Below are 12,733 nucleotides of genomic sequence, written 5' to 3' on the forward strand. Positions count from 1 at the left end.
ATTTTTTGTAGAGACGTAGCAGGCTACGTCTCTACAAATAGATAGGCGATCGCGTCTATAGTAAAGCATATTAATTAACGATAGATCCGCGATTTGGTTGAGGAACTGACATGGAGTTGGAATATCCAAGCGACCTAAAATATCTTGACTCGCACGAATACGTCCGCATGGATGGCGATATCGCTACGATTGGCATTTCTGCTTTTGCTGTCGATCAGCTAGGTGACATTGTATTTCTGGAACTTCCTGAAGTTGGCGATCGCGTCACTAAGGGAGAAACCTTTGGTTCCGTAGAATCAGTCAAAGCAGTAGAAGATATGTACTGCGCCGTGACTGGTACGGTAGTAGAACGCAATGAAACTGTACTAGAGACACCAGAACAACTAGCGGACGATCCCTATGGCGAAGGCTGGTTACTGAAAGTGCGTGTCGAAGATGCCAGCGAATTAGACGAGGCGCTAACTGCTGAAGAATACCGCACCCAGGTAGAGGGAGCGTAGCGAGGGGCTGGGGAGACAAGGGAGACAAGGGAGACAAGGGAGACAAGGGGGCTACAAGTCGCAAGTCGCAATTAAGTCGCGCACCACGCACCACACCCCACACCCCATACCCTTTCTTCACTGGTCACTGGTCACTGGTCACTGGTCACTGATAACTGCTCCCTGCTCCCTGATTAACAACTGACTTCTTCGATAACTGAGAACCGAACGAAATATTGCAGAATATTAATAAGACACTACTGGAGAAGCTATTTGTGGTACTAGACAGTCCTCGTATTCATCGCGATCGGCAGCAAAAACAAATAAGCAGCGAGTCAATTTCATTTCGACAAAGACACATTGGACCTCAACCGATTGAGGTTGAGCAAATGCTAGAAGTGTTGGGGCTACCGACCCTTGATGCATTGATTGACCGGACAGTGCCGCAAGCCATTCGCCAACAGCGATCGCTGCAATTGGAAGGCGATCGCAGCGAACATGCGGCTTTGGCGCAGTTAAAAGCGATCGCCTCGAAAAACCAAGTATTTCGGTCGTTTATTGGGATGGGATATTACGGCTGCATTACTCCACCAGTAATTCAGCGAAATATTTTAGAAAACCCAGGCTGGTACACTGCTTATACTCCCTACCAACCAGAAATCGCGCAGGGACGACTAGAAGCGTTGCTGAATTTCCAAACGACAATTATTGACTTGACGGGTTTGGAAATTGCTAACGCTTCTTTACTAGATGAAGGCACAGCCGCCGCCGAAGCTATGACTATGAGTTATGGTCTGTGCAAAACGAAGGCAAAAGCTTTCTTTGTCTCCCAAAACTGCCATCCCCAGACAATTCAAGTCGTGCAGACCCGTGCTAGACCACTGGGAATTAACGTGATTGTTGGCGACCACCAAACTTTTAAGTTTGACGTGCCAGTATTTGGCGTATTGCTGCAATACCCAGCCAGTGACGGTACGATTTACGACTATCGGGCATTTGTGGAACAAGCCCATGCTGCCGGGGCATTGGTCACTGTCGCCGCCGACCCTTTGAGTTTAACTTTATTGACTCCCCCAGGAGAGTGGGGTGCTGATATTGCGGTAGGCAGCACGCAGCGCTTCGGCGTACCGATGGGTTATGGCGGACCCCATGCAGCATATTTCGCCACGAAAGAAGAATTTAAGCGACAAGTTCCAGGGCGGATTGTCGGAGTTTCTAAAGATATCCACGGGAAAACAGCCTTACGCCTAGCACTACAAACTCGCGAACAACATATCCGCCGCGACAAAGCCACCAGTAATATTTGCACGGCGCAGGTCTTACTGGCAGTCATGGCTTCGATGTATGCGGTGTATCACGGTTCCCAAGGACTGAAACAAATTGCTACCAGAATCCACAAATTTACGGCAATTTTAGCAGCAGGATTACAGCAGCTAGGCTATACCATCAGTTCAGAATCTTTCTTCGATACATTACGGATTAATTTAGTCAATCGTAACTTAGATGATATTTTGCAGGCTTGCCAAGCTAAGAAAATCAATATACGAATATTTGATGAAAAGTCTGTAGGTATCTCTTTAGATGAAACGATCGCAGAAGCCGATTTAACCGACCTATTCGAGATTTTCGCAGGCGGTGAAGATTTCCCCTTCACCATTAAAGAATTAGCTTCTTCTGACTCTCCTGTACGGGCGCACAGCTGTGCGCCCCTACCGACTCCCGACTCCCGACTGACTCGCACCAGCGAATTTCTCACCCATCCTGTTTTCAATCGCTACCATTCGGAAACAGAATTGCTGCGATACATTTATCGATTGCAGGCAAAGGATTTGTCCTTGACAACATCGATGATTCCCTTGGGTTCCTGCACGATGAAACTGAATGCAACGGCAGAGATGATGCCCGTCACCTGGCAGGAATTTGGCAATCTGCATCCGTTTGCCCCACTGTCGCAAACGCGAGGGTATCAGATTTTATTCCAACAGTTAGAAGCATGGTTAGCGGAAATCACGGGTTTTGCTGCGGTTTCTCTGCAACCTAACGCTGGTTCGCAGGGTGAATATGCTGGTCTGCTGACGATTCGGCAATATCATGAAAGTCGGGGAGAAGGACATCGGAATATTTGTTTAATTCCCCAATCTGCCCACGGTACGAACCCAGCCAGTGCGGTGATGGCAGGGATGAAAGTGGTGGCGATCGCCTGTGACGAACAAGGTAACGTAGACGTAGAAGATTTGCAGGCAAAGGCAGAAAAGCACAAAGACGAACTCGCCGCGTTGATGGTGACATATCCCTCCACCCACGGCGTGTTTGAGGAACAAATTAAAGACATTTGCGCGATCGTCCATGCCCACGGCGGACAAGTCTACATGGATGGGGCAAATCTCAACGCCCAAGTCGGTTTGTGTCGTCCTGGAGATATTGGGGCAGATGTCTGTCACCTCAACCTGCACAAAACCTTCTGTATCCCTCACGGTGGTGGTGGTCCTGGGATGGGACCAATTGGTGTAGCAACTCACCTCGCCCCCTTCCTCCCTGACACTTCTATTGCCCAAATCAGTAGCGATACTCATCCCTCACTCCTCACTCCTCACCCCTCCAAGATTGGCGCTATTTCCGCTGCACCTTGGGGCAGTGCTAGCATCCTGACAATTTCTTGGATGTACATCGCCATGATGGGGGGCGAGGGATTAACAGAGGCGACTAAAGTAGCAATTCTCAACGCCAACTACATCGCCCGCAGACTAGAGCCATACTACCCCGTACTGTACAAGGGTAAAGCTGGTTTTGTCGCCCACGAGTGTATTTTAGATCTGCGATCGCTCAAGAAAACTGCCTCAATTGAAGTCGAAGACATTGCCAAACGCTTGATGGACTACGGCTTCCACGCCCCAACAATTTCTTGGCCCGTTGCAGGGACGATGATGGTAGAACCCACAGAAAGCGAATCAAAGGAAGAATTGGATCGATTCTGCGATGCCATGATTGCGATTCGGCAGGAAATTGCTGAAATTGAAGCGGGTAAAGTCAGTCGGGAAGATAATTTATTAAAAAATGCTCCCCATACTGCCGAAAGCCTGCTAGCAAGCGATTGGCAACATCCTTACACCCGCGAACAAGCCGCATATCCTGCCCCGTGGACGCGAGAACACAAGTTCTGGGTTGCCGTGGGACGAATTGATAGTGCTTTTGGCGATCGCAATTTCGTCTGTTCCTGCCAACCGATGGAGGCGTATAGCTAGGGGATACTTATAGACTTTGCTCATTAGGGCGCACAGCTGTGCGCCCCTACTAGTGACTAATTCTAAGTTACCTTGCTGCTTATGGCTTCTACTACCAAATCTTCCCCAGGCTTGTACACTTCCAGATTGCTGCGGCAGTTTCTAGAACGGCACGCCGAACAAGAGTATGTCAGTTTGGGGGAGTTAGTGGTAGAGTTGGGCGATCGCGCTTATGGTCCTTTACTGGTCATCTGCGCTTTACCAGAAGCATTACCTTTACCCGTGGCGGGTGTATCGGCGATTATCGCAATCCCGTTAATGCTGGTTTCGGCGCAATTAAGTTTGGGTTTTTCTCGTCCCCATCTACCAAAATGGTTGGCTAAACGGCGTTGGAAGCAAAAAAACTTAGCCAAGGTAGTAGAAAAAGGGCTGAATTACCTCGCAAAGGCTGAAAAAATCGTCCGTCCCCGTTGGGGTTTTATCACTTCGCGATTGGCACAAAGGTTGTTAGGATTATTTATTTTATTGATGGCGATAATTATTGCTTTGCCTATCCCGCTAGGAAATATGCTACCCGCGATCGCGATCGTTGTCATTAGTCTAGGTATGAGTGAAGGTGATGGCTTACTCGTCGTCGTGGGAGTTTTAGCGGCTAGCGTTATTCTGGCAGTTATGGTCAGCGCGATCGGTTTTGTTGCTAATAGTTTGAGAAGTTCTTTCCAACAACTCCGACAACAACTTAATTTTTAGTCAATCCAAAATTCACGCATTAATATCCCAATATTTTTAATAATGAAATAGAAGTTGGGGAGATTTTTTACCTTACTAATTGCAAGATTAAGCCAATAATTCCCCCAGCTAAAACTAGCCAAGCGGAATTTATCTTGAAGCGGAAAACAGCGATCGCGCTAGCAATTGCTAAAACTACAGTGACGATATCTATCAATGCCGTGCGTCCTAAAGTATATGAAACAACAGCCATCAAGCCCAAAGATGCAGCATTCACTCCATCTAAAAAACCACCAACTAAAGTAGATTGACGTAGTTTTGGAACCCAGGGATTGATAATACCGACTAGTACAAATGCAGGCAGAAAAATTCCGATTGTAGCCGCGATCGCCCCTGCATGACCAGCTAAAAGATAGCCGATGAAAGTAGCAGTGGTAAACACGGGACCAGGGGTAAATTGACCGATCGCAACTGCATCTAAAAGCTGTTGAGACGTTAGCCACTGATTGCGTTCTACCAAATCTCGTTGCAAAAAGGCAAGTAAAACATAACCACTGCCGTACAGCACCGAACCAATTTTGAGGAAAAACAGAAACACATTCAGCCAGCCTACAGGTGGAGTAGGGGTTGTACTACCTGCTTGTGCCAGCGGCAAAGATAGCGGCAACAGCCAAGCTGCCACATTACCCCGACTCCGCCCCAGACTTTTTACCAACATCACTCCCAGTCCCGCCAGTAACAGCAATACGATTTCATTCCAGCCAAAAAAAAAGGCGACTATGACCGCTACTGCTACTATCCCCGTTGGTACGTCCTTAATTGCTTTTTGACCTAACTTCCACAGTGCTTGTAAGACGATCGCGATGATAACGGGTTTGATACCGTAGAGCAATCCTTCAGCTTGGGGTAAAGTTTGGTATTGCTTGTAGGCGATCGCCAATACCCAGACGATCGACATGGCAGGTAAAATAAAGCAGGTTCCCGCGATAATCAAACCGCGCCATCCTGCCCGTTCGTAGCCGATGTGAATAGCTAGTTCTGTAGAATTGGGTCCGGGAATTAAGTTAGTTACGCCCAGCAAATCGAGTAGTTTCTCGCGACTCATCCACTGCCTGCGCTTTGCCACCTCATCATCCATCATGGCGATATGTGCGGCGGGACCACCAAAGGCGATCGTACCTAACTTGAGAAATACTACTGCTAATTCTCGCAGTCTTTGCTTTTTTTGCTGCGAATTAAGGGCAGCATAGGTGATTTGCTGTTCTGCTGGTTGAATCCCTTCAGTTTCCTGAGACATTGGTTATCAGTTATCAGTTTTTCTACAATTTCGCCAACGCTTTACGAGCAATCCGAGTCACGTACAGAGTTACCGTTACCGTAGCAATAAAACCAATTATCCGAATTATCCATACGACAGTTGAATTGGTGGGGCGATCGCTACTGCTAATTGTGGCAAGGCTACCAGCTAGAGAGCCAAGATAAACATACATAATTGTTCCGGGCAGCATCCCCACTGAGCCAAGGAAATAATCTTTGAGCGAAACTTGAGTGATGCTAAAAGCGTAGTTTAACAGGCTAAAGGGAAATATTGGTGAAAGTCTGGTTAACAAAACAATTTTGAATCCCTCTTTGCCAACTGCCTCGTCAATGGCTTGAAATTTTTGCTGACTGGCAATTTTTTTGGCTACCCAGCCCCGTGCTAAATAACGCCCAACTAAAAAAGCTGCGGTGGCTCCCAAAGTCGCACCGATAAATACATAAATCGAACCGAAAACTGCCCCGTAAACAACCCCCGCACCCAAGGTAAGAATTGTGCCTGGAATCAAAGCAACCGTGGCAATGACGTACAGCAAGATAAACGCGATCGCGCCTATAGCACCAAGATTTTCTATTCCTTGCAAAGCTTGCCGTAACAGTTCTGGTAAATTAATCTCCATCACGCCGAGACTTGAATTGCACCGCTACCACTCAACCCAAAAGCAGCATGAATTGCCTGGAGTGCGGCAACTCCTTGTTCCTGAGCGACGACACAACTAATTTTAATTTCGGAAGTCGCGATCATTTGAATATTAATTTGTTCTCGTGCCAAGGCAGCAAACATCTTTGCCGCGACTCCTGGTTGACCGACCATTCCCGCACCGACGACGCTGACCTTAGCGATCGCAGTATCTACCACGACTTGTCCCCAACCGTACTCTTGTGCCGCTTGTTCTAGAGTTTGTTTAGCCGCCGCTGCATCCATCTGGGCTACCGTACAAACAATATCTCGCTTCGGCACGCCGTCCGCAATCCGACAGCGTTGAGATTGAATAATCGTATCCACGCTAATATTTTCTCGCGCCAACAATCCGAACAATCTCGCTGCTAACCCAGGGCGATCCGGTACTTGGAGAATTGCTAAACGGGCTTGGTTGATGTCTAAGGCTACACCGCGTACTGGGGGAGTGGGTAATTGGTAGTTGGTAGTTTTTTCTTCCTCGTCTCCCTTGTCCCCCTTGTCTCCCTTGTCTCCCTTGTCTCCCTTGTCCCCTTGTCCTTTCACCTCAATCCGCTCGTCTCCCACACCAAAAGCAGATCGCAGGGCTGCGACAGCGCGATCGCCGTCGCTGGCATCGATAACGCAACTGACTTTGACTTCTGAGGTAGAAATCATTTGAATGTTAACTCCTGCCTCAGCTAGGGTCGAAAACATTTGCGCCGCTACCCCAGGACGACCGATCATGCCTGCCCCGTCGATGCTGACTTTGGCAATGTGCGGCTGCACCATCACTTCTGCTTCCTCCGATTTCGGGTCGGGATGGGAGCGCAACACGGGTGCGATCGCGGCGGCGACTGCTTCTGTTTGCCTGAGTAGCGAAGTCGTGACGGTAAAAGCAATGTCGTTGCTGTTGCCTTCGTGGATCGACTGGACGATCAAATCTACGTCTAAGCCTTGACGGGCAATCTCGCTAAATAAGCGTGCTGCTATTCCTGGGCGATCGGGGACGCGCAACAAAGCAATTCTAGCTTGATCTGCGTCCAGTTCTACCCCATCAACCGGACGGGCAATTTCTAAATCTACCAGCGGACGGGGTTGAGGTTTGGGCGAAACCACCCAAGTTCCAGGATCGCTCGTCCAACTGGAACGCACGACCAGGGGTACGCCGTAATTACGAGCAATTTCTACCGCTCTCGGATGTAAGACCTTTGCCCCCAAACTGGCAAGTTCTAGCATCTCGTTGCAAGTAATTTCTGTCATTAACTGCGCTTCTGGGACGAGACGGGGATCTGTGGTCAGAATCCCTGGAACATCTGTATAAATTTCGCAACAATCGGCGCGAAGTGCTGCTGCTAGCGCTACGGCTGAAGTATCGGAGCCACCCCGCCCCAAGGTGGTAATTTCTAATTCTTCCGTACTGGTAATACCTTGAAACCCAGCAACAACCACAACTTTACCAATTTTCAGTTGCTTTTCAATCCGAGATGTTTGAATGTGTAAGATCCGCGCCCGCGTGTGTTCTGCTTCGGTGACGATCCCCACCTGAGCGCCCGTGAGCGAAATTGCTGGTTGTCCCAATTCTTGTAATGCCATGCTTAACAGGGCAATCGTCACCTGTTCTCCTGTTGAGAGCAACATATCCATTTCCCGGCGACTGGGATTAGCGGAAACTTCATGCGCTAGTTTGACCAGTGCATCGGTAGACTTACCCATCGCAGAAACGACAACCACCAAAGCGTTTCCTGCTTTCACTGTTTGGAGAACGCGATCTGCCACAGCTTGAATGCGTTCCACCGAACCGACCGAAGTACCACCGTATTTCTGGACAATCAGAGCCATAACTTTGAAAAGGGAGCAGAGGTAAGGGAGCAGGGAGCAGAGGGGACAAGGGAGACAAGGGAGCAATTCTAGCTACTAGTCACCAGCCACTAATCACTATTAAGATTAGCGCATAAGATTAGCACGAATTAAGGAGCGATCGCCTCGTTGCTACAACTGCTCGATCGATTGCATAAATACGGGGCAAACATCGCCGATTCCCTTGATTAACGGTAGGGTGACTGTAAAAGTCGTACCCATTCCCACCGTGCTTTCCAAGGTAATTTCACCGCTATGTGCAGTAACACATTTTTTCACAATTGCCAATCCTAAACCAGTCCCAGGAATCTTCTCGGCATTATGAGCGCGAAAAAAAGGCTGAAACAGCTGTGCTTGGTCTGCTTGAGGAATACCGATCCCTTGGTCTTGAAATCGAAAGATCGCAGTTTTTTCTTCAACGATCAGTTCAAACTGTACCTGACCGCCAGCAGGAGAATATTTAATTGCGTTGTTGAGTAAATTACTTAAAATGTGTTTTAACAAACTCTCATCCCAGACCGAACCATGCAAGCGATCGCAATGGTGGCAACGAAAAGTTAAGATCGAGTCTTTCGCGTTGGTGCTTAATTTTGCTTCCTCTACAAGTTTGTTGCAAAACTGCTCTAATTCCATTGGGATGAGCTTGCATTTGAGTTTGCCTGCTTCAGCTTGGCTCAAAAGCAGAAATTCATCTAATAGCCTAGCCATGTCGTTAATGGCAGAACGGATCAATTGAAAGTGAGCGAACTTTTTTTCTTGGCTTAATTTTTGGTCGTTATTTTGTAGCAATCCAGTTGCTAGTAGAATAGTCGTTAGGGGACTGCGAAAATCGTGCGAGAGGATGGAAGCAAAATCAGATTTAAACTGATTCATTTCTTTGGCTTTAACTAATTCGGCAGTGCGTTCCTGCACGCTCACTTCTAAAGCTTGATTGACTGTTTTTAACGCTTCAGCTACCTGCTTGCGTTCGATCGCATAGCATAAAGAACGTATCAGCACGCCTGAATTGACCTGTCGTTTGACAAGATAATCCTGCGCTCCCTGGCGGACTGCTTCTAGAGCCAGATCGTCATCATTCGTATTTGTCAGCACGACGATGGGAAGGCTGGGAACGGCTTTGAGTAATGGTATGAGCGATCCTAACCCAGCGCTATCCGGTAAAGTTAAGTCTAACAGAACAACATCAAAGCAATTCTCTTGCAATCGGTCGAGCGCTTCCTGCAATCGCTGGGCGTGTACTAGTTCAAACTGCTTGACTGGAGATTCCTTCAGCAGCTCTCGCATGAGTCTGGCTTCTGCCAAGTTGTCTTCAATCAACAGAACTTTTACCGGAGTCATGGTGAAGTCAAAAGTCAGAAGTCAAAAGTCAAAAGTCATACACATAATTATCGGCATACGAGGATTAATTTACAGGCAAAGTTACGGTAGAAAGCCAAAACTCTTCAATTCCTTTGACAATTTGAAACAATTGGCTGAGGTTGCGAGACTTGGTAATGTAGCAGTTGACGTGTAAATCGTAGCTGTGACAAATATCTTCCTCGTTTTTGGAGGTAGTCAAGATCACGACAGGGATACGTCGCAGTTGGGGGTCGGCTTTAATTTCTGCCAAAACTTCCCGACCGTCTTTCTTGGGTAAGTTGAGATCGAGCAGAATTAAATCTGGGTGGGGTGCGTCGGTATATTCTCCTTCTTGACGCAAAAAAGCGATCGCATCCATCCCGTTTCGTACAGATAAAACTTGGTTGGGGATGGTACTGCGTTTGAGTGCTTCTTCCACCAAGCGGACATCAGCTTTATTATCCTCTACTAGGAAAATGGTTCTGAGTTTTTCTGCCGTGCCTGTACTCATATTTCTTACCTCCGGCGGGAATTGTAAAGTAGAATGTTGCACCTTGACCTAATTCTGAAGCCACCCAGATATCTCCTCGATGGCATTCAACGACTTTTTGGCAAATTGCCAAACCCATTCCCGTACCGGAATATTCATCTCTGGTATGCAAGCGTTGGAAAATGACAAAAATGCGATCGCTAAACTGGGGATCGATACCGATCCCGTTATCTTTAACGGAAAATAACCAGGCATCTTCTAGTGGTGAGACACCAATATGAATCATAGGTGGCTTGTCGCTACGAAACTTGATCGCATTCCCAATCAGATTTTGAAATAGCTGAAGCATCTGCGTGCTATCTGCTAATACTGTTGGTAGTGGATCGTAAGAAATTGTAGCTCCCGTTTCTGAAATTCGTCCCTGTAAGCCACTGAGAGCGCGTTTTAAGGCTACCTCCAAATCTACGGGTTGAAATTCGACATTCTGTCGATCTACCTTGGAATAAGCTAGTACGTCATCTATGAGCGTCTGCATGAGGCTGACTCCCGATACCGCATAGCTAATAAATTCTTTAGCATCTTCATCGAGCTGTTCTTGATAGCGCATCTCTAACAACTGGACGTAATTCGCAACTTGATTTAATGGTTCTTGTAAGTCGTGGGAAGCGACGTAGGCAAACTTTTTCAGTTCGGCATTAGAACGTTCTAAATCGTAGGCGATTTGTGATAGTTCTTCTGCTTGTCTTAAAACTATCTCAATTGTGGCTTTACGCAGATCGATCGCGGCTTTGATTTCTACTTTCTTCCACGGCAAAGATTTACCCTGTACGGTTTCTTGCCATAATTGAAAGGATTTGCGGGGAGACAAATATACGCTGTCATTCTCCCGACCGAATTCAAATGCCTCATATGGATTACCACCCCAATTCACTGTTTGGATGACTTCAGGACGAAACCATAAAATATAGCTTTTGTCGGCAATAGGAATCGCTAACAAGCCACTAGCAACATGTTTGTAAATTTCTGCTTCTGGAAATACTAGTGGTAGGGTATCCGTGTAGAAAACTTCCTCATCTCGAAACTGGTATCTTAACCACTGTAAGATAACATTTAAGTTCTCTTGCTTTGGAACTTGCCCAATTGTCGTCCATTCGTTATTAAAATAGATGGCTGCTCCTTGAGCGTCAACTAATTCTAATAAGTTCGGTTCTTGTTTAACTAAACCATCAATCCAGTTTTCGGCTTGCGACATATATTCGACTAGTTGCGATCGCACATATGTGATGTGAAGGTTATAGTCGTAATCGTCTGTTTCTTCTATTGCCGAAATTTCGGCAAAAATCATTCGTCCGAGAAACTCGCAAGCTTTACGTAGCTCGTAAGATACATATTTAGGCGATCGATGGTGACAAGCAATTAACCCCCAAAGTTTGTCTTCTTTAATTAAAGAAATTGTTAAAGAAGCACCCACTTTCATATTATGTAAGTACTTAAGATGACAGGAAGATGCACTTCTTAAGGTTGAATGAGTCAAATCTAGCGGACGTAAATTTGTCGGGTTAATTAAAGGAAAAAGTTCTACTGGTTTAGCATGAGCGTTGGGAATTATTCTAATCCAATTGGAACAAAACAGTTTTCTTGCTGGTTTAGGAATATCCGACTCGGGAAAGTGCAATCCTAAGTAAGCTTCCATATCATCTAATTTTTCTTCGGCAATGACAACACCATGTCCGTCGTTGTCAAATTTATAGAGCATCACGCGATCGAATCCCGTGACTTTACGTACTTCTTGAACGATAACTTGACCGAAATCTTGTAATTTTGTTGTTGTTGCTAATCGATTAATTGAGGCTCTAGCTAGGTGATAAAAACTTAAAAATGGTATATTTTCTTGAGTCAGAGCTGGTTCTAATTCTAAAATTAGAAATTTATCGCGGTTGCGGTGGAAAATGCCGTCAAATACTACATAATCGTCTCCTTTAAGTCTCAACCAAATTTTTATAGGGTTGAGCAGATCGAAGTTTTCTTCTGCTAGTCCTAGTTTGATTCTTTCTATTTGATAAGAGTCGAGCAGATCTTCTAGATTCTGCAAAACCAATTCTTCAGGGGAAATTCCAAAAACAGAAAATGCATTAGTACTGACTTGTAAAATTTTGAGGTTTGGCTCTTCTAAAACTAGAATGACTCCGTGTGATTGAATTTGGTTAATTAGTTGAACTGGTTCTTCATCCCAAAGGGAAAATTCAACATCTGTTACTTGCAAGTTTTCTGACACAAAGAGCCTCTCCTGAAAAGTCAAAGGTTAAAAGTTAAAAGTCAAAATAATGGAAACTATGTTGCACGACTTTTTGTTGAGTTGAGATGCAAAATTAAGAGTAAAAGCAAAATTATGTGTTGTCATAATGCAATTTTTCTAGTAGGTTGACGCATGACACTACTAGCTTTATCCGTAATATTTATTAGTCGATCTATATAAGTAAATTTATGGAAAACGGTTGCTTTTCTCTATTTCCTCAAATGTTACTCGCGCCAACAGCTTAACATAGCGTTTTTTGCGATCGAGGTAAATGTTAAGAAAAATTAGTAGTTCTTGAATTCAGCGACTAATTATGATGAAAAATAGCTGCATTTTTGCAATACA

9 protein-coding genes are annotated in these 12,733 nt (G+C 45.9%); 3 read left to right on the forward strand and 6 right to left on the reverse strand.

The window, feature by feature from the left end; translation table 11 throughout:
• Positions 1-110: 110 nt before the first annotated feature.
• The 3 genes from gcvH (at position 111) to CHRO_RS26340 (ending at position 4,450) form a co-directional block, all read left to right on the forward strand.
• Complete coding sequence (gene gcvH, locus CHRO_RS26330) at positions 111-500, forward strand: glycine cleavage system protein GcvH (protein WP_015157278.1); 390 nt, start codon at positions 111-113, stop codon at positions 498-500.
• 254 nt (positions 501-754) lie between these two features.
• Positions 755-3,721 (forward strand): aminomethyl-transferring glycine dehydrogenase, encoded by a 2,967-nt coding sequence (gene gcvP / locus CHRO_RS26335; protein ID WP_015157279.1) that lies wholly within the window; start codon positions 755-757, stop codon positions 3,719-3,721.
• An 81-nt stretch (positions 3,722-3,802) separates the two neighbouring features.
• Positions 3,803-4,450 carry an exopolysaccharide biosynthesis protein gene (locus CHRO_RS26340; RefSeq protein WP_015157280.1) on the forward strand — a complete coding sequence of 216 codons (648 nt, stop codon included), beginning with the start codon at positions 3,803-3,805 and terminating at the stop codon, positions 4,448-4,450.
• Positions 4,451-4,517: 67 nt separating this feature from the next.
• Here CHRO_RS26340 and CHRO_RS26345 read toward each other — a convergent pair whose 3' ends face one another.
• The 6 genes from CHRO_RS26345 to CHRO_RS26370 form a co-directional block, all read right to left on the reverse strand.
• A complete protein-coding gene (locus CHRO_RS26345) occupies positions 4,518-5,726 on the reverse strand; it encodes a chromate transporter (RefSeq protein WP_015157281.1) in 1,209 nt (402 codons plus the stop codon).
• A gap of 22 nt (positions 5,727-5,748) precedes the next feature.
• Positions 5,749-6,366, reverse strand: coding sequence for a TVP38/TMEM64 family protein (locus CHRO_RS26350; RefSeq protein ID WP_015157282.1), 618 nt, complete (start codon positions 6,364-6,366; stop codon positions 5,749-5,751).
• Complete coding sequence (locus CHRO_RS26355; protein ID WP_015157283.1) at positions 6,366-8,246, reverse strand: aspartate kinase; 1,881 nt, start codon at positions 8,244-8,246, stop codon at positions 6,366-6,368. The genes CHRO_RS26350 and CHRO_RS26355 overlap by 1 nt, the downstream gene beginning before the upstream one ends.
• Before the next feature lie 150 nt (positions 8,247-8,396).
• Positions 8,397-9,602 carry a hybrid sensor histidine kinase/response regulator gene (locus tag CHRO_RS26360; protein ID WP_015157284.1) on the reverse strand — a complete coding sequence of 402 codons (1,206 nt, stop codon included), beginning with the start codon at positions 9,600-9,602 and terminating at the stop codon, positions 8,397-8,399.
• A gap of 64 nt (positions 9,603-9,666) precedes the next feature.
• Positions 9,667-10,113 carry a response regulator gene (locus CHRO_RS26365; protein ID WP_015157285.1) on the reverse strand — a complete coding sequence of 149 codons (447 nt, stop codon included), beginning with the start codon at positions 10,111-10,113 and terminating at the stop codon, positions 9,667-9,669.
• The gene (locus CHRO_RS26370) at positions 10,061-12,367 is read right to left on the reverse strand and encodes a sensor histidine kinase (RefSeq protein ID WP_015157286.1); all 2,307 of its coding nucleotides are present in this window, start codon (positions 12,365-12,367) and stop codon (positions 10,061-10,063) included. Before CHRO_RS26370 ends, CHRO_RS26365 begins: the two co-directional genes overlap by 53 nt.
• Positions 12,368-12,733 lie beyond the last annotated feature (366 nt).

Source organism: Chroococcidiopsis thermalis PCC 7203, from assembly GCF_000317125.1.
In the GTDB taxonomy this organism is placed as follows: Bacteria; Cyanobacteriota; Cyanobacteriia; order Cyanobacteriales; family Chroococcidiopsidaceae; genus Chroococcidiopsis; species Chroococcidiopsis thermalis.

What these genes read in the sequence shown, in the direction of transcription:
- gcvH (WP_015157278.1), top strand. Translation starts at nt 111, where the DNA reads ATGGAGTTGGAATATCCAAGCGACCTAAAATATCTTGACTCGCACGAA.
- CHRO_RS26340 (WP_015157280.1), top strand. Translation starts at nt 3,803, where the DNA reads ATGGCTTCTACTACCAAATCTTCCCCAGGCTTGTACACTTCCAGATTG.
- CHRO_RS26345 (WP_015157281.1), bottom strand. Translation starts at nt 5,726, where the DNA reads ATGTCTCAGGAAACTGAAGGGATTCAACCAGCAGAACAGCAAATCACC.
- CHRO_RS26350 (WP_015157282.1), bottom strand. Translation starts at nt 6,366, where the DNA reads ATGGAGATTAATTTACCAGAACTGTTACGGCAAGCTTTGCAAGGAATA.
- CHRO_RS26355 (WP_015157283.1), bottom strand. Translation starts at nt 8,246, where the DNA reads ATGGCTCTGATTGTCCAGAAATACGGTGGTACTTCGGTCGGTTCGGTG.
- CHRO_RS26360 (WP_015157284.1), bottom strand. Translation starts at nt 9,602, where the DNA reads ATGACTCCGGTAAAAGTTCTGTTGATTGAAGACAACTTGGCAGAAGCC.
- CHRO_RS26365 (WP_015157285.1), bottom strand. Translation starts at nt 10,113, where the DNA reads ATGAGTACAGGCACGGCAGAAAAACTCAGAACCATTTTCCTAGTAGAG.